The sequence below is a fragment of the Streptomyces sp. NPDC020898 genome, from assembly GCF_044333925.1.
In the GTDB taxonomy this organism is placed as follows: domain Bacteria; phylum Actinomycetota; class Actinomycetes; order Streptomycetales; family Streptomycetaceae; genus Streptomyces.
This window is the reverse complement of record NZ_JBIRRV010000001.1, coordinates 54,903-74,746: the sequence shown is the minus strand read 5'-3', so window position 1 is coordinate 74,746 and position 19,844 is coordinate 54,903. Positions and strand designations below refer to the sequence as shown.

The following is a 19,844-nucleotide window of genomic DNA, read 5'->3' as shown; positions in this document are numbered from 1 at the left end:
CCGGCACGTAAGCCGGCGTACCAACGAGGAGATCGGTTCGTGACGATCCGCGTAGGCATCAACGGCTTTGGCCGCATCGGTCGTAACTACTTCCGCGCGCTGCTGGAGCAGGGTGCTGACATCGAGATCGTGGCTGTCAACGACCTGGGTGACACCGCGACCACTGCTCACCTTCTGAAGTACGACACCATCCTGGGCCGACTCAAGGCCGAGGTGTCGCACACCGCCGACACGATCACCGTCGACGGTCACACCATCAAGGTTCTCTCCGAGCGCGACCCGGCCGACATCCCGTGGGGCGAGCTGGGCGTCGACATCGTCATCGAGTCGACCGGCATCTTCACCAAGAAGGCCGACGCCGCGAAGCACATCGCCGGCGGCGCCAAGAAGGTCCTCATCTCGGCTCCGGCCTCGGACGAGGACATCACGATCGTTCTCGGCGTCAACGAGGACAAGTACGACGCGGCGAACCACCACATCATCTCCAACGCGTCCTGCACCACCAACTGTGTGGCGCCGATGGCCAAGGTTCTCCTGGAGAACTTCGGCGTCGTCTCGGGCCTGATGACCACGGTGCACGCCTACACCAGCGACCAGCGTCTCCAGGACTTCCCGCACAAGGACCTGCGCCGCGCCCGCGCCGCCGCCGAGAACATCATTCCGGCGAGCACCGGTGCGGCCAAGGCTCTCGGCGTGGTCATCCCGGAGCTGGCGGGCAAGCTCAACGGCATGGCGATGCGGGTGCCGGTCCCGACGGGATCCGTCACCGACCTGGTCGTCGAGACGGAGCGCGTGGTGACCAAGGAAGAGGTCAACGCCGCGTTCCAGAAGGCCGCCCAGGGCGAGCTGAAGGGCTACCTGGACTACACCGAGGACGCGATCGTCTCCTCGGACATCGTCGGCTGGGCGGCCTCCTGCACCTTCGACTCCTCGCTGACCATGGTGCAGGGCAACAGCGTGAAGATCATCGGCTGGTACGACAACGAGTGGGGCTACTCCAACCGCCTCGTCGACCTCACGGTCTTCGTCGGCAACCAGCTCTGAGTACCGGAGCAGGCACTTCGATGTGAGCACAGGGCTCGGGCAACGCAACGCGGCGTTGCCCGAGCCCTGTGGCACGTGCTGATCGATCCAGCCCCTCCCGGACAAAAGAGCCCTCCCTAGGAGTCCCCTTTCATGAAGACGATCGACGAACTCCTCGCCGAAGGAGTCGACGGCAAGCGGGTCCTCGTCCGCGCCGACCTGAACGTGCCGCTGGCCGAGGGCCGCATCACCGACGACGGCCGCATCCGGGCCGTCCTGCCCACCGTCAAGGCCCTCGCGGACGCCGGCGCCAAGGTCGTCGTCGCCTCTCACCTGGGCCGCCCCAAGGGCGCCCCGGACCCTGTCTTCTCCCTGCTGCCCGCCGCCGAGCGCCTCGGTGAACTCCTGGACGCCCCCGTGGCCTTCGCCCAGGACACCGTCGGCCCCGCCGCCCACGACGCGGTGAACGGCCTCCAGCCGGGCCAGGTCGCCGTGATCGAGAACCTGCGCTTCAACGCCGGTGAGACGTCGAAGGACGACACCGAGCGCGGCGAGTTCGCCGATCAGCTGGCCGCCCTCGCCGATGTCTACGTGAGCGACGGTTTCGGTGCGGTGCACCGGCGGCACGCCTCGGTCTTCGACCTGCCGGCCCGCCTGCCGCACTACGCCGGCTACCTCATCGCCACCGAGGTCGGCGTCCTGAAGAAGCTCACCGAGGACGTCAAGCGTCCGTACGTCGTCGTGCTGGGCGGAGCCAAGGTCTCCGACAAGCTCGCCGTCATCGACCAGCTGCTCGGCAAGGCGGACCGCATCCTCATCGGCGGCGGCATGGTGTTCACCTTCCTCAAGGCCAAGGGGTACGAGATCGGTGCCTCCCTCGTCCAGGAGGACCAGCTTCCGGCCGTCCAGGAGTACGTCGAGCGCGCGGAGAAGAACGGCGTCGAGCTGGTCCTCCCGGTCGACGTGCTGGTCGGTTCCGCGTTCCCGGACCTGAAGACCAAGGCTCCCGCGAACCCGACCACCGTCGCCGCGGACGCGATGCCCGCCGACCAGATGGGCCTGGACATCGGTCCGGAGTCCAGCACGCTGTACGCCTCGAAGCTCGCCGACGCCGCCACCGTCTTCTGGAACGGCCCCATGGGCGTCTTCGAGCACCCCGACTACGCCGAGGGCACCAGGGCCGTCGCCCAGGCCCTCCTCGACTCCCCGGCCTTCACGGTCGTCGGCGGCGGCGACTCCGCCGCGGCCGTGCGCATCCTGGGCTTCGACGAGAACGCATTCGGCCACATCTCGACCGGCGGCGGTGCCTCCCTCGAATACCTTGAGGGCAAGACGCTCCCCGGTCTCGCCGCACTGGAGGACTGACCCCGCATGACCACTCGTACGCCGCTGATGGCGGGCAACTGGAAGATGAACCTCAACCACCTCGAGGCCATCGCCCACGTCCAGAAGCTCGCTTTCGCCCTCGCGGACAAGGACTACGAGGCCTGTGAGGTCGCGGTCCTGCCGCCCTTCACCGACCTGCGCTCGGTACAGACCCTGGTCGACGGCGACAAGCTCAAGATCAAGTACGGCGCCCAGGACATCTCGGCACACGACTCGGGCGCCTACACGGGCGAGATCTCGGGCGCGATGCTGGCCAAGCTCAAGTGCACCTACGCGGTGATCGGCCACTCCGAGCGCCGCCAGTACCACAACGAGACCGACGAGCTCGTCAACGCCAAGGTGAAGGCCGCCTACAAGTACGGCCTCACCCCGATCCTGTGCGTCGGCGAGGAACTGGAGGTCCGCGAGGCGGGCAACCACGTCTCCCACACGCTCGCGCAGGTCGAGGGCGGTCTCAAGGACCTCCCGGCCGAGCAGGCCGAGACCGTCGTGATCGCGTACGAGCCCGTCTGGGCCATCGGCACCGGCAAGGTCTGCGGCTCCGACGACGCCCAGGAAGTCTGCGGGGCGATCCGCGCGAAGCTCGCCGAGCTCTACTCCCAGGACGTGGCCGACGCCGTACGTATCCAGTACGGCGGTTCGGTGAAGTCCGGGAACGTCGCCGAGATCATGGCGAAGCCCGACATCGACGGCGCACTGGTCGGCGGTGCCTCGCTGGACACCGACGAGTTCGTCAAGATCGTTCGGTTCCGCGACCAGTGAGTAGGCCGTAGCGGAGATCCGTCGTACCCTGACGGGGACACGGTGGCTTGCCACCGTGTCCCCGTCGTCCATCAGAATCCGAGGAAGTTGGTCCAGCCGTGGTTTTGGGGTTCTCGATCGCCCTGATCGTCTTCAGCCTGCTGCTGATGCTGCTCGTGCTGATGCACAAGGGAAAGGGCGGCGGCCTCTCCGACATGTTCGGTGGCGGCATGCAGTCGTCCGTCGGTGGCTCCTCGGTCGCCGAGCGCAACCTCGACCGCATCACCGTGGTGCTCGGTCTGCTGTGGTTCGCGTGCATCGTGGTGCTCGGCATCCTGATGAAGGTGAACAACTGATCAGTGGCTGACACCGGTCGTCAAATACCGGTACGACAGCACATTACGCACGCACATTCCGCACGTAAGGCCCCATGTTCGGTACGCCCCGCCAAGGGCGGCCTATCATGGGGCTTGCGTCTAGGTGTGGAAGCGGTAACTCCAAGCACTGGACGCGCGTTGGGCCTTACGTAGACTGAGGCGCTCGCAACGAAGCGAAAACGCCGACTCGCTTCGCGGCACCATCACGCAGGGAGTTACGACCGTGGCAAGTGGCAACGCGATCCGAGGAAGCCGGGTCGGGGCGGGGCCGATGGGCGAGGCTGAGCGTGGCGAGTCCGCGCCGCGGCTGCGCATCTCCTTCTGGTGCTCCAACGGGCACGAGACGCAGCCCAGCTTCGCCAGCGACGCGCAGGTGCCCGATACCTGGGACTGCCCGCGCTGCGGCTTTCCGGCCGGACAGGACCGGGACAACCCGCCGGCCCCGCCGCGCACCGAGCCGTACAAGACGCACCTGGCGTACGTACGGGAACGGCGCAGCGACGCGGACGGCGAGGCGATCCTCGCCGAGGCGCTCGCCAAACTGCGGGGCGAGATCTAGAAGTTGACGGCCGGCCAGGCACCGAGAGGTGCCTGGCCGGACCCGTTCGACGGGGCGCCGCACAACTGCTCCCCGACCGATTGTCAGTGGTGCCCTCTACGGTTTGTGAATCGGCGAACCGCGAGGGGGAGTTGTGACGACGGTCGAGATGGCGGGAGCGTGCGCGCCCAGGTGGCGCGGGGGATTCGGGCGGCTGTGGAGCGCCGCCGTGCTCTCCAGTTTCGGCGACGCGCTGCGCACGGCCGCACTGCCCCTGCTCGCCACGACCCTCACCGACCAACCCCTGCTCATCGCCTCGGTGACGGCCTGCGGATATCTGCCGTGGCTCGTCTTCGGACTCCTCGGAGGGGCCGTCGCCGACCGCGTGGACCAGCGGCGCGCCATGTGGATGGTGGATGCGGTACGAGGGCTGCTGGTCGCCTGCTTCGCCGTGGCCGTCGCCCTCGGGCACGCCTCGATCGGCCTGCTCATCGCGCTCGCCCTCGCGCTGACCACGCTTCAGACCCTCTTCGACAACGCCGCGACGGCGCTGCTGCCGACCCTCGTGGACAAGGAAGCCCTCGGCAGCGCGAACACGCGCCTGATGACCGGCCAGCGCATCGCGGGCGGCCTGTTGGCCGGGCCGGTGGTGCCCGTACTGATCGTGCTGGGCGTGGCCGTCCCCTTCGCGGCCGACGCTGTGACCTTCCTGGTCGGGGCGGCTCTGGTCGCTTCGCTGCGGCCCGACGCGCCCGAGCGGGCTCCGAGATCCGCGGGCAGCACCCTGCGCGGTGAGATCGCCGCGGGCCTGCGCACGCTGTGGCGCGACGGCCCCTTGCGCGGACTGTGCGCGGCCACGGCACTGTGCAACATCGGTATGGGCGCCCTCATCGCCACGATGGTGCTGCTGGTGACCCGCTGGCTGGACGCGGGCAACGCAGGCTACGCGGCGGCGATGACCGCGTACACGGTCGGCAGCCTCGCCGGCGGTGTGCTGAACAGCCGGCTCGTGGACCGGCTCGGGCGCATACGGGCCGTACTGCTCGCCGGGACGGTGCAGACCGGCGCGCTGGTCGTCATGGGCTCGGTGCGCAGCCTGGCCGCGCTGGTGGGCGCCCTGGCGGTGTTCGGGCTCATGGGGATGGTGTGGAACGTCAACACGACCACCCTGATGCAGCGCCGCAGCCCCGCCGAGATGCTGGGCCGGGTCAGCTCGGCCTTCCGCACCCTGGCGATCGCCGGAGCGCCTCTGGGTGCGCTGCTGGGCGGAGCCGTCGCCACGGCCTGGGGACTCGACACCCCGGCGCTGCTCGCCGCCGGTTTCTTCGTCCTGGCGGTCATGGCACTGATACCCGCGCTCAGGTCGGACGTATCTGTGGACGACGACAGCTCGCACAACGCGCTGATCAATTAGGTTGGGACCGGCAGCGCAGGCAGGGAAAGAGGCGGAAGTCCGAGATGAACGCAGACAGCCGTAGCAGGCTCAACCAGACACCCGAGTGGACCGCTCTGGCCAAGCACCGTGAGGAGTTGGCGGACACCCATCTGCGGGACCTGTTCGCGAACGACCCCGGGCGCGGCGCCGGGTACACGCTCCAGGTCGGTGATCTGCACATCGACTACTCCAAGCACCTGGTCACCGACGGGACGCTGCGGCTGCTGCGCGAGCTGGCCGCCGCGACGGACGTGTTCGGGCTGCGGGACGCCATGTTCCGGGGCGACCGGATCAACATCACCGAGGACCGGGCGGTGCTGCACACCGCGCTGCGCGCGCCGCGGGACGCGGTGGTCGAGGTCGACGGGGAGAACGTCGTACCGGCCGTGCACGCCGTGCTCGACAAGATGGCCGGCTTCGCCGGGAAGGTCCGCTCGGGCGAGTGGACCGGGCACACGGGCAAGCGCATCAAGAACGTCGTCAACATCGGCATCGGCGGCTCGGATCTCGGTCCGGCGATGGCGTACGAGGCGCTGCGGGCGTTCACCGCGCGGGAGTTGACGTTCCGGTTCGTGTCGAATGTCGACGGGGCGGATCTGCACGAGGCGGTGCGGGACCTGGATCCGGCGGAGACGCTGTTCATCGTCGCGTCCAAGACGTTCACGACCATCGAGACGATCAGCAACGCGACCTCGGCCCGTTCCTGGCTCCTGGCGGGGCTGGGTGGCGACGAGAAGGCGGTCGCCAGGCACTTCGTGGCGCTGTCGACGAACGGGGAGAAGGTCGCCGGCTTCGGTATCGACACGGCGAACATGTTCGAGTTCTGGGACTGGGTCGGCGGACGCTACTCGTACGATTCGGCGATCGGCCTGTCGCTGATGATCGCGATCGGCCCGGAGCGGTTCCGGGAGATGCTGGACGGGTTCGCGCTGGTCGACGAGCACTTCCGGACGGCTCCGGCGGAGGCCAACGCACCTTTGCTGCTGGGGCTGTTGGGCATCTGGTACGGCAACTTCCTAGGTGCGCAGTCGCACGCCGTGCTGCCCTACTCGCACTATCTGTCCAAGTTCACGGCGTACTTGCAGCAGCTGGACATGGAGTCCAACGGCAAGTCGGTGGGGCGCGACGGGGTGCCGGTGGAGTGGGAGACGGGGCCGGTGGTGTGGGGTACGCCCGGTACCAACGGGCAGCACGCGTACTACCAGTTGATCCACCAGGGGACGAAGCTGATCCCGGCGGACTTCATCGGGTTCGCGGAGCCGGTGGGGGAGTTGAGTGATGGGCTGAGGGCGCAGCACGACCTGTTGATGGCCAACTTCTTCGCGCAGACGCAGGCGCTGGCGTTCGGTAAGACGCCGGAGGAGGTGCGGGCGGAGGGGGTGCCGGAGGAGTTGGTGGCCCACAAGACGTTCCGGGGGAATCATCCGACGACGACTGTGCTGGCGCGTGAGCTGACTCCGTCGGTGCTGGGGCAGTTGATCGCGCTGTATGAGCACAAGGTGTTCGTGCAGGGCGCCGTGTGGAACATCGACTCGTTCGACCAGTGGGGGGTCGAGCTGGGCAAGGTGCTGGCGAAGCGGGTTGAGCCGGCGTTGACGGAGGGGGTGGAGGTGGCGGGGTTGGATGCGTCCACTGTGGCGCTGGTTGCCAGGTATCGGGAGTTGCGCGGGAGGTAGGGGGATTGTTTCTCGCCCCCGCCGCCCCTACCCGTCCCATCCCTGGGGCTGCCGCCCCAGACCCCGCTACGGCCCTGAACGGGCCTTGTCCTCAAACGCCGGACGGGCTGAAGATGCCGGATCGCACGGTGGGGGCGGGTGGGTGGGGAAGAAGCTGGGGCTGAAGGGGGCTTGTCCTTGGGCGCCGCCGGTCGGGGCTGGTATGTCAGCCTCTCCGGCGTTTGAGGAGCGGGGGTTCGGGGGCGGAGCCCTCGAGGATGGGAACGGGTAGGGGCGGCGGGGGCGAAACAACTCGCCCCCGCCGCCCCTGTTCCACGTCGCTCAGGAGGACGCCGGTGGGTACAGCGCCCTCGGGAGTTGGGATGCTGCCGCCGCGTCCAGTAGCCACAGGGTGCGCTGTCTGCCGTACGCGCCGGCTGCCGGGGCCTGGATCTCGCCCGCGCCCGACAGGGCTATGGCCGCTGCCCCCGCCTTGTCCTCGCCCGCCGCCAGCAGCCATACCTCACGGGCCGCGCGGATCGCGGGCAACGTGAGGGTGACTCGGGTCGGTGGGGGCTTCGGGGCGCCGTGGACGCCCACCACCGTGCGGTCCGTTTCCCGTACCGCCGGCAGTTCCGGGAACAGTGACGCCACGTGCGTGTCCGGGCCCACGCCCAGCATCAGGACGTCGAAGGTGGGAACGGGGCCGTGGTTCTCCGGGCCCGCCGACTTGGCCAGTTCCGCCGCGTACGCCTCCGCCGCCGCGTCCACGTCGGAGCCGTACGGGCCGTCCGACGCGGGCATGGCGTGCACGCGGGTGGGGTCGAGAGGCACCGCGTCCAGCAGTGCCGCCTTCGCCTGCGTGACATTGCGGTCCGGGTCGCCCTCGGGCAGGAAGCGTTCGTCGCCCCACCACAGGTCGAGCCGGGTCCAGTCGATGGCGTCCCGGGCCGGTGCGGCGGCCAGGGCGGCCAGCAGGCCGTTGCCGTTGCGGCCGCCGGTGAGGACGATTGACGCCGATCCCCTTGAGGCCTGCGCGTCCACGATCTTCGTGATCAGGCGGGCCGCGGCGGCCTCGGCCATCAGCTCCTTGTCGCGGTGGACGACGAGCTGCGGTGCCGTACTCAAGGGGCCGCCTTCTTCACCGGTGGCATCTTGGCCGGTGTCACCCTGTTCGGGTCCTCCGCCGGGGTCGCCTTCCTCGCGGGTGCCAGGGCAAGCGCAGGTACCAGTGGCTGTGGCCACGCCGGTGCCGGCGTCTCGGGCGCCGCCGAAGCGTTCAGCCGCTCCACTCCGTACCGCAGCGCCGACGCGTACGTGTCGTCCGGGTCCAGGCGGCGCAGTTCCTCCGCCATCAGCTCGGCCGTCTCACGGCGCTTGAGCGCCACCGCTCGGTCGGGCTGGCCCTGGATGGAGAGGGTCGCCAGGGTGCCGTCGGCGCGGTCCAGGGTGATGGGGCCCGTGCTGGTTCGCATGCGCACCGCCGTCAGGCCCGGGCCCGAGGACAGGGAACGCTTCACCGGGACGTCCAGGCGGTCCGCCAGCCACATCGCCAGCAGTTCGCAGCTCGGGTTGAACTCCTCGCCCTCCACCTCGACCGCGTCCACCTCGCAGGTGACCTGGTCAAGGGCTGCCGCCAGCATCGAGCGCCACGGGGTGATCCGGGTCCAGGAGAGGTCCGTGTCGCCCGGCGTGTACGCGTCCGCGCGCGCCGCCAGTTCCCGTACCGGCTGCTCGGCCGCGTACGTGTCGGTCACCCTGCGCTGTGCCAGGGCGCCCAGCGGGTCCTTCGCCGGGTCCAGCGGGGCGTTCACCGGCCACCAGACGACCACCGGGGCGTCCGGCAGCAGCAGGGGCAGGACCACCGAGTCGGCGTGGTCGACGACCTCGCCATACAGGCGCAGGACGACCGTCTCGCCGGTGCCCGCGTCCACGCCGACCCTGACCTCGGCGTCGAGGCGGGACGTCGTGCGGTCGCGGGGGGAGCGGGAGACGCGCTTGACGACCACCAGGGTGCGTGAGGGGTGCTCGCGCGAGGCGTCGTTCGCCGCCTTCAGGGCGTCGTACGCGTTCTCCTCGTCGGTGACGATGACGAGGGTCAGGACCATGCCGACGGCCGGTGTGCCGATGGCCCGGCGGCCTTGTACCAGCGCCTTGTTGACCTTGCTGGCCGTGGTGTCCGTGAGGTCTGTTTTCATGGGCGACGCCAGCTCCGTCCGTCTCGTTCGAGCATTTCGTCCGCCTCGACGGGACCCCAGGTGCCGGACTGGTACTGCGCCGGCTTGCCGTGCTTGTCCCAGTACTGCTCGATCGGGTCGAGGATCCGCCAGGACAGTTCGACCTCCTCGGTACGCGGGAAGAGGTTCGAGTCGCCCAGGAGGACGTCCAGGATCAGACGCTCGTACGCCTCGGGGCTGGACTCCGTGAAGGACTCGCCGTACGCGAAGTCCATGGACACGTCCCGGATCTCCATCGAGGTGCCGGGCACCTTGGATCCGAAGCGGACCGTGATGCCCTCGTCGGGCTGGACGCGGATGACGATCGCGTTCTGGCCCAGCTCCTCCGTCGCCGTGTGGTCGAAGGGGGAGTGCGGCGCCCGCTGGAAGACGACCGCGATCTCGGTCACCCGGCGGCCCAGGCGCTTGCCTGTGCGCAGGTAGAAGGGGACGCCCGCCCAGCGGCGGTTGTCGACCTCGACCTTGATCGCCGCGTAGGTGTCGGTCTTCGACTTGGGGTCGATACCGTCTTCCTGGAGGTAGCCGATGGCCTTCTCGCCGCCCTGCCAGCCCGCCGCGTACTGTCCGCGCACGGTGTTGGCGCCCAGGTCCTGCGGCAGCTTGACCGCGCCGAGGACCTTGGTCTTCTCGGCGGCCAGCGCGTCCGCGTCGAAGGACGCCGGCTCCTCCATGGCCGTCAGGGCCATCAGCTGGAGGAGGTGGTTCTGGATGACGTCACGGGCCGCGCCGATGCCGTCGTAGTAGCCGGCCCGGCCGCCGATGCCGATGTCCTCGGCCATCGTGATCTGTACGTGGTCGACGTACGACCGGTTCCAGATCGGCTCGAACATCTGGTTGGCGAAGCGGAGCGCCAGGATGTTCTGGACGGTCTCCTTGCCCAGGTAGTGGTCGATGCGGAAGACCTGGTCCGGGGCGAAGACCTCCTCGACGGTTGCGTTGAGCTCCTCGGCCGACTTCAGGTCGTGGCCGAAGGGCTTCTCGATGACCGCGCGCCGCCAGGAACCGTTGTCCTGGTCCGCCAGACCGTGCTTCTTCAGCTGCTTGATGACCACCGGGAAGGCGGACGGCGGCACGGAGAGGTAGAAGGCGAAGTTGCCGCCCGTCCCCTGCGCCTTGTCCAGCTCGTCGATCGTCGAGCGCAGTCGCTCGAAGGACTCGTCGTCGTCGAAGGTGCCCTGGACGAAGCGCATCCCCTGGATGAGCTGCTGCCAGACCTCCTCACGGAACGGCGTACGGGCGTGCTCCTTGACGGCGTCGTGGACCTCCGCCGCGAAGTCCTCGTGCGCCCACTCGCGCCGGGCGAAGCCGACGAGGGAGAAGCCTGGTGGCAGCAACCCGCGGTTGGCAAGGTCGTACACGGCAGGCATCAGCTTTTTGCGTGACAGGTCGCCGGTGACCCCGAAGATGACCAGGCCCGACGGCCCCGCGATACGCGGGAGCCGTCGGTCTGCGGGGTCACGCAGCGGGTTGCTGCTTGACAAGGTTTCAGCCCTCCGAGGGGGCGAGGCGCGCCAGTTCCGCCTCTGTCGACTTGAGCAGGTCGGTCCAGGACGCCTCGAACTTCTCGACGCCCTCGTCCTCCAGCAACTGGACCACGTCGTCGTACGAGATCCCGAGCTTCTCGACCGCGTCGAGTTCGGCGCGGGACTGCTCGTACGTACCGGCGATGGTGTTGCCGGTGATCTGCCCGTGGTCCTCGGCGGCGAACAGGGTCGCCTCCGGCATGGTGTTCACCGTGTTCGGCGCGACCAGGTCGTCGACGTACAGGGTGTCCTTGTACGCCTTGTCCTTGACGCCGGTCGAGGCCCACAGCGGACGCTGCTTGTTGGCCTGCGCCTTGTCGAGGGCGGCCCAGCGGTCGGAACCGAAGACCTCCTCGTACGCCTGGTAGGCGAGCCGCGCGTTGGCCAGGCCGGCCTTGCCGCGGGCGGCCTTGGCCTGGTCGGTGCCCAGCGCGTCGATCCGCTTGTCGATCTCGGTGTCCACGCGGGACACGAAGAAGGAGGCGACGGAGTGGATCTTCGCGAGGTCCAGGCCGCGCTCCTTGGCCTTCTCCAGACCGGCCAGGTAGGCGTCCATGACCTCGCGGTAGCGCTCCAGCGAGAAGATCAGCGTGACGTTGACGCTGATACCGAGGCCGATGACCTCGGTGATCGCCGGCAGACCCGCCTTGGTGGCCGGGATCTTGATGAGCGTGTTGGGGCGGTCCACGAGCCAGGCCAGCTGCTTGGCCTCGGCGATGGTCGCGGTGGTGTTGTGGGCGAGACGGGGGTCGACCTCGATCGACACCCGGCCGTCCTGGCCCTGCGTCGAGTCGTAGACGGGACGCAGGATGTCGGCGGCGTCACGGACGTCCACCGTCGTGATCATGCGGACGGCCTCTTCGACGGTGACCTTGCGGGCGGCGAGGTCGGTGAGCTGCTGCTCGTAACCGTCACCGCTGCTGATCGCCTTCTGGAAGATCGACGGGTTGGTCGTGACGCCCACGACGTGCTGCTGGTCGATCAGTTCGGCGAGGTTGCCGGACGTGATCCGCTGGCGCGACAGGTCGTCCAGCCAGATCGCGACGCCTTCCTCGGAGAGGCGCTTGAGTGCGTCTGTCATGGAAAATACATCTCCTACGTGTCGTTATGTCAGCGTCAGCGCTGGGCTGCGGCGATCGATTCCCGGGCTACGGATGCGACGTTCTCGGCAGTGAAGCCGAATTCCTGGAAGAGGACCTTGCCGTCGGCCGACGCACCGAAGTGCTCCAGGGAAACGATGCGCCCCGCGTCCCCGACGTAACGGTGCCAGGTGAGACCGATGCCGGCCTCGACCGCGACGCGCGCCTTGACGGACGGCGGCAGAACGCTGTCCCGGTACCCCTGCTCCTGCTCCTCGAACCACTCCACGGACGGCATGGACACGACCCGTGTCGGCACACCCTCGGCCTGGAGCTGCTCACGCGCCCCGACGGCCACATGGACCTCGGAACCGGTGGCGATGAGGATGACCTCGGGCGCGCCGCCTTCGGCCTCGAAGAGGACGTAACCGCCCTTCGCCGCATCCTCGTTGGCCTCGTACGTCGGCACGCCCTGGCGGGTCAGCGCGAGGCCGTGCGGGGCGCCCTTGCCGAAGACCTTCGTCCAGCGCTTGAGGATCTCGCGCCAGGCGATGGCCGTCTCGTTGGCGTCGGCCGGGCGCACGACGTTCAGGCCCGGGATGGCGCGCAGCGACGCGATGTGTTCGACCGGCTGGTGCGTCGGGCCGTCCTCGCCGAGGCCGATGGAGTCGTGCGTCCACACGTACGTCACCGGCACGTGCATCAGCGCGGAGAGGCGTACCGCGTTGCGCATGTAGTCGGAGAAGACGAGGAAAGTCCCGCCGTAGATACGGGTGTTGCCGTGCAGCGCGATGCCGTTCATCTCGGCGGCCATCGAGTGCTCGCGGATGCCGAAGTGGATCGTGCGGCCGTACGGGTCCGCCTCCGGCAGCGGGTTGTCCGCCGGGAGGAAGGAGGACGTCTTGTCGATGGTGGTGTTGTTCGAGCCGGCCAGGTCGGCCGAGCCGCCCCACAGCTCCGGGATGACCGCACCCAGCGCCTGCAGGACCTTGCCGGACGCGGCACGCGTGGCGACGCCCTTGCCCGCCTCGAAGACCGGGAGCTTCTCCTCCCAGCCCTTGGGGAGCTCACCCGCGGCGATACGGTCGAACTCGGCGGCGCGCTCGGCGTTGCTGTTGCGCCACTCCTGGAACGACTTCTCCCACTCGGCCTTCGCCTGGCGCCCGCGCTCCAGCGCCTCGCGCGTGTGATGGAGAACCGCGTCCGAGACCTCGAAGGACTGCTCCGGGTCGAAACCGAGGACACGCTTGGTGGCCGCGACCTCGTCGTCGCCGAGCGCCGAGCCGTGTGCCGCCTCGGTGTTCTGGGCGTTCGGGGCGGGCCAGGCGATGATCGAGCGCATCGCGATGAAGGACGGCTTGTCCGTGACCTTCTTGGCGGCCTGGACGGCGTTGTAGATGGCGTGCGGGTCGAGGTCGCCGTCCGGCTTCGGGGCGATCCGCTGCACATGCCAGCCGTACGCCTCGTACCGCTTGGCGACGTCCTCGGAGACGGCCGTCTCGGTGTCGCCCTCGATCGAGATGTGGTTGTCGTCCCACAAAAGGACCAGGTTGCCGAGCTTCTGGTGACCGGCCAGCGAGGACGCCTCCGCGGAGATGCCCTCCTGCAGACACCCGTCACCGGCGATCGCGAAGATGAAGTGGTCGAACGGGGACTCCCCTACGGGTGCCTCCGGGTCGAACAGACCGCGCTCGTAGCGGGCCGCCATCGCCATGCCCACCGCGTTGGCGACACCCTGGCCGAGCGGACCGGTCGTCGTCTCGACGCCCGTCGTGTGCCCGTACTCCGGGTGGCCGGGGGTCTTCGAACCCCACGTCCGGAACGCCTTCAGGTCATCCAGCTCCAGGCCGAAACCGGCCAGGTACAGCTGGGTGTAGAGGGTCAGGGACGAGTGGCCGGCGGACAGGACGAAACGGTCGCGCCCGACCCAGTCGGCGTCCGCCGGGTCGTGCCGCATCACCTTCTGGAAGAGGGTGTACGCGGCGGGGGCCAGGCTCATCGCCGTACCGGGATGGCCGTTACCGACCTTCTGTACGGCATCGGCGGCCAGGACGCGGGCGGTGTCGACGGCCCGCTGGTCCAACTCGGTCCACTCGAGGTCTGTGGTGGTCGGCTTGGTGCTCACCCTGGGTCAGGGCTCCTCTCCACATGTCTAATGCCGGCGTCCTCGGTGTCCACCGGCTGCCGAGGGCTGACACCCTCGGCCTTTGTCGAGCCTACCCTCGTAAGAACGTGCAGTATTTCGAGTCATTCCAGACTGCCGGGACCGCTTCGCATCCGCCTCCCGACCGCTGCCGGACTGCAATACGAAGCGGGCCGTCCGAGCGCTCAATCGAGCCCCGTCGCGCCCGTCACAAAGCACCCCTCAACACGACCCCACCCCCGCGAAGGACGGGGTCTGGGCAACGTCTACAGTGGCGTGGTAAGCGCGAGCCTTTACCGGGACTTCACGGCCGGGGGCTTGTTGGAATGTCTCTGTCAGGGGTGTGCGTGACGGCCGTTGAATCCCGTCCAGCGGGGATTATCGGGACGAGTCAGAACCCGAGCCGACGGCCGTTCGGGGCCCGGGTCATGGCGTTCGTAGCTCTCACAAAGCCGCGGATCATCGAGCTGCTGCTCATCACCACCGTTCCGGTGATGTTCCTGGCGGAGCAGGGTGTACCGGACCTGGGACTGGTCCTCCTCACCTGCCTCGGCGGCTATCTCTCCGCGGGCGGCGCCAACGCCCTCAACATGTACATCGACCGCGACATCGACGCGCTCATGGACCGCACCTCGCAGCGCCCGCTGGTCACCGGCATGGTCAGCCCGCGCGAGTGCCTGGCCTTCGGCATCGCCCTCGCCGTCGCCTCCACCCTCCTCTTCGGCCTGACGGTCAACTGGCTGTCGGCCTGGCTGGCGCTGGGCGCGCTCCTCTTTTACGTGGTCGTTTACACGATGATCCTCAAGCGGCGTACGTCGCAGAACATCGTGTGGGGCGGCATCGCGGGCTGCATGCCGGTCCTCATCGGCTGGTCCGCCGTCACGAACTCGCTCTCCTGGGCGCCGGTCATCCTCTTCCTGGTCATGTTCTTCTGGACCCCGCCGCACTACTGGCCGCTGTCCATGAAAGTGCGGGACGACTACGCGCGCGTGGGCGTGCCGATGCTCCCGGTCGTCGCCTCCAACAAGACGGTCGCCCGGCAGATCGTGGCGTACAGCTGGGCGATGGTCGCGGTCTCGCTGCTGCTGACTCCGCTCGGCTACACCGGCTGGTTCTACACGACGGTCGCGCTGGCGGCGGGCGGTTGGTGGCTGTGGGAGGCGCACGCGTTGCAGGGTCGCGCGCGGGCTGAGGAGGCGGGCGGCAAGCTGAAGGAGATGCGGCTGTTCCACTGGTCGATCACCTATGTGTCGCTGCTGTTCGTGGCTGTCGCGGTGGATCCCTTCTTGCGCTGAGGTTCCGTGCGGGTCCGTAGTCCGCTGCGGGCCGGTGGGGGCTGGTCGCGCAGTTCCCCGCGCCCCTTACAGGGCGCGTGGCCAAGGCCACTTGGCCCTGGCGTCGCCGGCTGGTGTACCCGTCGGTAGCATCCTGGGCATGGCAGATACGCAGCAGGTTGACGAGACCGCCGACGCCAAGCAGGCCGCGAAGGCGGAGCGCAGGGCGGCCAAGCTCGCCAAGCAGATCGACGGGTTCGCCAAGCAGCACGGTGGTGCTGAGGCGCAGGTGGCGTACATCGGGGAGCGTGGGGCCCGGATCGTGCTCGTCGGCGAGGACGGCGGGTGGGGCGACCTCGTGGCCCCCACGTACGCGATCGCCCAGCAGGCCGTCGAGAAGGCCGGCATCACCGTCCATGAGGACTTCGACGGCGAGTTCGCGGCCAAGGTCACGACCGGGCCGTACGAATGGACGCGTATGGCGGGGATCCAGGTCGGAGGGCCGTCCAACGGCTGAGTGACCGGCCCCAGGGGCGCGGGGCTGCATCCATGTGCGGCTCCGCCGCGTGGGCGCGACAAGCCACAGACGACCCGCACCTTGTCCGAAACCCGCACCTCCTTCCGGCTTTACCCGCGGCGCGCTTCCCACGGGGTGTGTGACAGCAACACCTGACAGCCGGTTCACCCGTTAGGACCTTAGGAACACACGGTCCAGCCACGGGGAGCCCGGATGATCGAAACGCCGTCCCTCGTGGACCAGTACTGCCACGGCGTACTGAGAACAGAGCTGGGCCTGGGCACCTTCGAGGCCCAGCTCGCGCGTACCGAGGGCCCGCCCGCCGCGGGGACGACCCTCTTCGACACCCAGACCGGATTCGCCGTACGCCGCTGGTGCCCCCCGCTGCTCGGCCTGGAACCGCACGCCGCCCCCGCCAGCTATCTCGCCCGGCGCCGTGAACTCGGCGTACTGGAATCGGGCCGGCGGCTGCTGCGGGGCAGCGGAATCACGACATATCTGGTCGACGCCGGGCTGCCCGGCGACCTCACCGGGCCCGCCGAGATGGCCTCCGCGGGGGCCGCCGAAGCCCGTGAGATCGTCCGGCTCGAACTCCTCGCCGAACAGGTCGCCGACACCTCCGGCACCGTCGAGTCCTTCCTCGCCAACCTCGCCGAGTCGGTGCACGGCGCCGCCGGGAGTGCCGTGGCCTTCACCTCCGTGGCCGGCGTACGGCACGGACTGGCGCTCGCGCCCGATCCGCCGGGGCCGGGGGAGGTGCGGGGCGCGGCGGGCCGCTGGCTGGCCGGGCGCCGGGTCGGTGGCCCGCTCAGCGACCCGGTGCTGCTGCGCCACCTGCTGTGGATCGCGGTCGCCTCGGGCCTGCCGCTCCAACTCCACGCCGGGCTGGGCGAACCCGGCCTGCGCATCGACCGCACCGACCCGGTCCTGCTCACCGACTTCGTCCGCGCGACGGCCGGGCTGGGCACGGACCTGGTGCTGCTCCACGGGTATCCGTACCACCGGCACGCGGCCCACCTCGCCGGTGTCTTCCCGCACGTGTACGCCGACCTGGGCGCCGCCATGGTCCGCACCGGTGCCCGGGCCGCCGCCGTCCTCGCCGAGATCCTCGAACTCGCCCCGTTCGGCAAGATCCTCTTCTCCAGCGGTGCCCAGGGGCTGCCCGAACTCCATGTGGTGGGCGCCCGGTTGTTCCGCGACGCCCTCAGCCGTGTCCTCGGCGGCTGGGTCGCCGAGGGGGCGTGGTCCCTGGGGGACGCGCAGCGGGTGGCGGGGCTGATCGCGGCCGGGAACGCGCGGCGCGTGTACGGGCTGGGGTGAGGTGTGGAGAGACTGAGGCATGACGACACAGGGGACGCGGACGGACGCCTTGACCGAAGCCCTACTGGAGCGCTTCCTCGGTGAGTTGCGGGCGTTCGACCCGGTCGCGGTCTGGGCCCACGGATCGCTGGCCGGCGGCGACTACCAGGAGGGCCGGAGCGACCTCGACCTGATCGCCGTCCTGGACGGGCCGATCGGGCTGGGTACCGCGTGGAACGTGGCAGAGCTGCACGCCCGCCTCCGCGCCGACCCGCTCGCCCCGCAGCTGCACTGCTCCTACCTGACGTCGGAGACCACGGCCGACCCTGAGCGTCGGCACCTCACCTGGGCGCACAGTGAGCTGTTCAGGCGGACCGTCACCCCGGTGACCCGGCGTGAACTGCACACCTTCGGGCGCGTGCTGCAGGGGAAGGCGCCCGGGGAGTTGCTTCCGGCGGTGCCGGACCGGCAGCTGGCCGACTTCGTCGTACGCGACCAGCGCGACTTCCTGCGGCCCGCCGTGGACAAGGCCCGGCTCTGGACGCAGGACGTCTGGGTCGACCACGGGCTGGTCACCTTCGCCCGGGCGACGGTGACCCTGAGGGAGGGCAGCCTGATCTCCAAACGGGCGGCACTGGACCTGCTGCCCGAGCTGGGAGCCCCTGTGGAAGTAGTCGAGGACATCGTGCGCCGACGGTACGGACAGGGTCCCGCGGTGGTCACCGAGGGGTGGCTCGACCGGCGTGCCGAGCTGACGCGGGACTACCTGAGGGCTGCGATCGACGGCCTGGTGACCTCGTACACGTGACTACGCGCGCGTGCCGACCGTTGCCTCGGTCGCCGGGCCGGGGACATCCGCCAGGACGGGGGTCTCCGGGCGCTCGCGCAGGGACAGCAGGACGCGCAGGACGGCGATCCACACCAGCGCCGAGCCGAACATGTGCAGGCCGACCAGGACTTCGGGGAGGTTCGTGAAGTACTGGATGTACCCGAGGACACCCTGGGCGAGGAGGATCAGGAACAGGTCCCGGGTGCGGTCCAGTGGGCCCTTGGGAGCTTCGACGGCCTTGAGGACGAACCACAGGGCGAACGTCAGTGTCACCACGATCCAGGCGAGCACCGCGTGCAGCTTGCTGACGTTCTCCCAGTTCAGCGGCATGCGCTCGATCTCGCTGGAGTCACCCGCGTGCGGGCCCGAGCCGGTCACCACCGTGCCGACCGCGATCAGCAGCACCGAGGCGACGACCAGGAACCACACCAGTTGCCGCACGGCCTTGCCGACCAGCGGGTGGGGAGTCTCGTCGCCCTCCCGTGTGCGCTGCCACGTCACCGTGGCGACCGCGATCAGGGCCGAGGAGAGCAGGAAGTGGGCCGCGACCGTGTACGGGTTCAGACCGACCAGGACGACGACGCCGCCCAGGATCGCGTTGCCCATGACGACCCAGAACTGGGCCCAGCCGAGCCGGGTCAGGCTGCGCCGGTACGGCTTCTCGGAGCGGGCGGCGATGATCGCCCAGCCGACCGCCGCGCACAGGACGTACGTCAGCATGCGGTTGGTGAACTCGATGACGCCGTGCACGCCCATGGCGCTCGTCGTCGTCAGCGAGTCGTCGGTGCACTTGGGCCAGGTCGGGCAGCCGAGGCCCGATCCGGTGAGCCGTACGGCACCGCCGGTGACCACGATGACCACCGACATCACGAGTGCGGCGAGGGCCGCGCGCCGCACGGTCCGGGGGGTCGGCGTCCAGCGGGCGGCGATGAAGGCGAGCGGGTTCCGCGCGGCGGACACGGCGTCGGCGGGGGTCATCTTTGGCACGCGCCCCATCGTAGGCGGCCGCTTGTGCACGCTTTCACGAGGGGTCCCGGTCCCGGGAGCGGACCCGCGCCGACCCGGTCACTCCCAGCGGAAGAACCGGCCCGCCGCCGCCAGTCCCACGACCGCCCACACCGCGAGAATCCCCAGGTCGCCCCAGGGCATCCCCGCGCCGTGCTGCAACACGTCCCGCAACCCGTCCGACAGGGCCGAGATCGGGAGCAGGGCCAGTACGTCCTGGGCGCCGGGCGGGAACTTGTCCAGCGGGACGATCACCCCGCCGCCCACCAGGAGCAGCAGGAAGACGAGGTTCGCGGCGGCCAGCGTGGCCTCCGCCTTCAGAGTGCCCGCCATCAGCAGGCCGAGGCCCGAGAAGGCGGCCGTGCCGAGGAGGAGCAGGAGGAGTACGGCGAAGGGGTTGCCGTGCGGGGACCAGCCGAGCGCGAAGGCGATCACCGTCAGCAGGGCGACCTGGAGGACCTCGGTGACCAGGACCGACGCCGTCTTCGCCGTCATCAGGGCCCAGCGGGGGAGCGGGGAGGAGGCGAGCCTCTTCAGGACGCCGTAACGGCGCTCGAAGCCTGTCGCGATCGCCTGGCCGGTGAAAGCCGTGGACATGACCGCGAGCGCGAGGATGCCGGGGGCGAGGAAGTCGACCGCCTTGCCCGCTCCCGTGTCGACGATGTCCACCGAGCCGAACAGCAGCAGGAGCAGCGTGGGGATGGCCACCGTCAGCAGCAGCTGCTCGCCGTTGCGCAGCAGCATCTTCGTCTCCAGGGCCGTCTGGGCCCCGATCATGCGGGG

At 69.4% G+C, this 19,844-nt stretch carries 18 protein-coding genes; 11 read left to right on the top strand and 7 right to left on the bottom strand.

Annotation, left to right across the window (positions count from 1 at the left end; genetic code table 11):
• Window positions 1–39: 39 nt before the first annotated feature.
• From gap to pgi, 7 genes are all read left to right on the top strand, one after another.
• On the top strand, window positions 40–1,044 hold the full coding sequence (gene gap, locus ACH4TV_RS00350; protein ID WP_398392659.1) for a type I glyceraldehyde-3-phosphate dehydrogenase: 1,005 nt from the start codon (window positions 40–42) through the stop codon (window positions 1,042–1,044).
• A gap of 132 nt (window positions 1,045–1,176) precedes the next feature.
• Window positions 1,177–2,388 (top strand): phosphoglycerate kinase, encoded by a 1,212-nt coding sequence (locus tag ACH4TV_RS00345; protein ID WP_398392657.1) that lies wholly within the window; start codon window positions 1,177–1,179, stop codon window positions 2,386–2,388.
• Window positions 2,389–2,394: 6 nt separating this feature from the next.
• The gene (gene tpiA, locus ACH4TV_RS00340; protein ID WP_398392655.1) at window positions 2,395–3,171 is read left to right on the top strand and encodes a triose-phosphate isomerase; all 777 of its coding nucleotides are present in this window, start codon (window positions 2,395–2,397) and stop codon (window positions 3,169–3,171) included.
• Between the two features lie 104 nt (window positions 3,172–3,275).
• Complete coding sequence (gene secG / locus ACH4TV_RS00335) at window positions 3,276–3,506, top strand: preprotein translocase subunit SecG (protein WP_055529234.1); 231 nt, start codon at window positions 3,276–3,278, stop codon at window positions 3,504–3,506.
• Window positions 3,507–3,750: 244 nt separating this feature from the next.
• Entirely contained in the window at window positions 3,751–4,086 is a 336-nt protein-coding gene (locus ACH4TV_RS00330) for an RNA polymerase-binding protein RbpA (protein ID WP_010352468.1), read from the top strand.
• A 133-nt stretch (window positions 4,087–4,219) separates the two neighbouring features.
• Window positions 4,220–5,479, top strand: a complete 1,260-nt coding sequence (locus ACH4TV_RS00325) for an MFS transporter (RefSeq protein WP_398392653.1) — start codon at window positions 4,220–4,222, stop codon at window positions 5,477–5,479.
• A 44-nt stretch (window positions 5,480–5,523) separates the two neighbouring features.
• Window positions 5,524–7,176 carry a glucose-6-phosphate isomerase gene (pgi, locus tag ACH4TV_RS00320; RefSeq protein WP_398392651.1) on the top strand — a complete coding sequence of 551 codons (1,653 nt, stop codon included), beginning with the start codon at window positions 5,524–5,526 and terminating at the stop codon, window positions 7,174–7,176.
• A gap of 321 nt (window positions 7,177–7,497) precedes the next feature.
• On the opposite strand, the gene pgl is transcribed toward pgi, so the two are convergent.
• From pgl to tkt, 5 genes are read right to left on the bottom strand one after another with little or no spacing between them, the layout of a single operon-like run.
• Entirely contained in the window at window positions 7,498–8,238 is a 741-nt protein-coding gene (gene pgl, locus ACH4TV_RS00315) for a 6-phosphogluconolactonase (protein WP_398395268.1), read from the bottom strand.
• A 41-nt stretch (window positions 8,239–8,279) separates the two neighbouring features.
• Window positions 8,280–9,353: a glucose-6-phosphate dehydrogenase assembly protein OpcA gene (gene opcA, locus ACH4TV_RS00310; RefSeq protein ID WP_398392650.1), complete on the bottom strand. Its 1,074-nt coding sequence runs from the start codon at window positions 9,351–9,353 to the stop codon at window positions 8,280–8,282.
• Window positions 9,350–10,873, bottom strand: a complete 1,524-nt coding sequence (gene zwf, locus ACH4TV_RS00305; protein ID WP_398392648.1) for a glucose-6-phosphate dehydrogenase — start codon at window positions 10,871–10,873, stop codon at window positions 9,350–9,352. Before zwf ends, opcA begins: the two co-directional genes overlap by 4 nt.
• Window positions 10,874–10,877: 4 nt before the next feature.
• A complete protein-coding gene (gene tal, locus ACH4TV_RS00300) occupies window positions 10,878–11,996 on the bottom strand; it encodes a transaldolase (RefSeq protein WP_398392646.1) in 1,119 nt (372 codons plus the stop codon).
• A 35-nt stretch (window positions 11,997–12,031) separates the two neighbouring features.
• The gene (gene tkt, locus ACH4TV_RS00295) at window positions 12,032–14,119 is read right to left on the bottom strand and encodes a transketolase (protein WP_398392644.1); all 2,088 of its coding nucleotides are present in this window, start codon (window positions 14,117–14,119) and stop codon (window positions 12,032–12,034) included.
• 344 nt (window positions 14,120–14,463) lie between these two features.
• Here tkt and ACH4TV_RS00290 point away from each other — a divergent pair, with 344 nt between their 5' ends.
• From ACH4TV_RS00290 to ACH4TV_RS00275, 4 genes are all read left to right on the top strand, one after another.
• Window positions 14,464–15,432 carry a heme o synthase gene (locus ACH4TV_RS00290; RefSeq protein WP_398392642.1) on the top strand — a complete coding sequence of 323 codons (969 nt, stop codon included), beginning with the start codon at window positions 14,464–14,466 and terminating at the stop codon, window positions 15,430–15,432.
• Window positions 15,433–15,571: 139 nt separating this feature from the next.
• Window positions 15,572–15,928: a hypothetical protein gene (locus ACH4TV_RS00285; protein ID WP_398392640.1), complete on the top strand. Its 357-nt coding sequence runs from the start codon at window positions 15,572–15,574 to the stop codon at window positions 15,926–15,928.
• Between the two features lie 213 nt (window positions 15,929–16,141).
• A complete protein-coding gene (locus tag ACH4TV_RS00280) occupies window positions 16,142–17,248 on the top strand; it encodes an amidohydrolase family protein (protein ID WP_398392638.1) in 1,107 nt (368 codons plus the stop codon).
• Between the two features lie 19 nt (window positions 17,249–17,267).
• Window positions 17,268–18,035 carry a nucleotidyltransferase domain-containing protein gene (locus ACH4TV_RS00275; protein ID WP_398392636.1) on the top strand — a complete coding sequence of 256 codons (768 nt, stop codon included), beginning with the start codon at window positions 17,268–17,270 and terminating at the stop codon, window positions 18,033–18,035.
• Here the strand turns inward: ACH4TV_RS00275 and ACH4TV_RS00270 are convergent, their stop codons facing one another.
• Both ACH4TV_RS00270 and ACH4TV_RS00265 read right to left on the bottom strand, forming a co-directional pair.
• The gene (locus tag ACH4TV_RS00270; protein WP_398392634.1) at window positions 18,036–19,052 is read right to left on the bottom strand and encodes a heme A synthase; all 1,017 of its coding nucleotides are present in this window, start codon (window positions 19,050–19,052) and stop codon (window positions 18,036–18,038) included.
• A 69-nt stretch (window positions 19,053–19,121) separates the two neighbouring features.
• The gene (locus ACH4TV_RS00265) at window positions 19,122–19,838 is read right to left on the bottom strand and encodes an ABC transporter permease (protein ID WP_398395266.1); all 717 of its coding nucleotides are present in this window, start codon (window positions 19,836–19,838) and stop codon (window positions 19,122–19,124) included.
• Window positions 19,839–19,844 lie beyond the last annotated feature (6 nt).

Bases quoted from the DNA above. Each gene is read 5' to 3' on its own strand.
- tpiA (WP_398392655.1), top strand. From the start codon at position 2,395: ATGACCACTCGTACGCCGCTGATGGCGGGCAACTGGAAGATGAACCTC.
- ACH4TV_RS00280 (WP_398392638.1), top strand. From the start codon at position 16,142: ATGATCGAAACGCCGTCCCTCGTGGACCAGTACTGCCACGGCGTACTG.
- ACH4TV_RS00290 (WP_398392642.1), top strand. From the start codon at position 14,464: ATGTCTCTGTCAGGGGTGTGCGTGACGGCCGTTGAATCCCGTCCAGCG.
- pgi (WP_398392651.1), top strand. From the start codon at position 5,524: ATGAACGCAGACAGCCGTAGCAGGCTCAACCAGACACCCGAGTGGACC.
- ACH4TV_RS00285 (WP_398392640.1), top strand. From the start codon at position 15,572: ATGGCAGATACGCAGCAGGTTGACGAGACCGCCGACGCCAAGCAGGCC.
- tal (WP_398392646.1), bottom strand. From the start codon at position 11,996: ATGACAGACGCACTCAAGCGCCTCTCCGAGGAAGGCGTCGCGATCTGG.
- ACH4TV_RS00345 (WP_398392657.1), top strand. From the start codon at position 1,177: ATGAAGACGATCGACGAACTCCTCGCCGAAGGAGTCGACGGCAAGCGG.
- ACH4TV_RS00265 (WP_398395266.1), bottom strand. From the start codon at position 19,838: ATGATCGGGGCCCAGACGGCCCTGGAGACGAAGATGCTGCTGCGCAAC.
- ACH4TV_RS00270 (WP_398392634.1), bottom strand. From the start codon at position 19,052: ATGGGGCGCGTGCCAAAGATGACCCCCGCCGACGCCGTGTCCGCCGCG.
- ACH4TV_RS00275 (WP_398392636.1), top strand. From the start codon at position 17,268: ATGACGACACAGGGGACGCGGACGGACGCCTTGACCGAAGCCCTACTG.
- pgl (WP_398395268.1), bottom strand. From the start codon at position 8,238: ATGGCCGAGGCCGCCGCGGCCCGCCTGATCACGAAGATCGTGGACGCG.
- opcA (WP_398392650.1), bottom strand. From the start codon at position 9,353: ATGAAAACAGACCTCACGGACACCACGGCCAGCAAGGTCAACAAGGCG.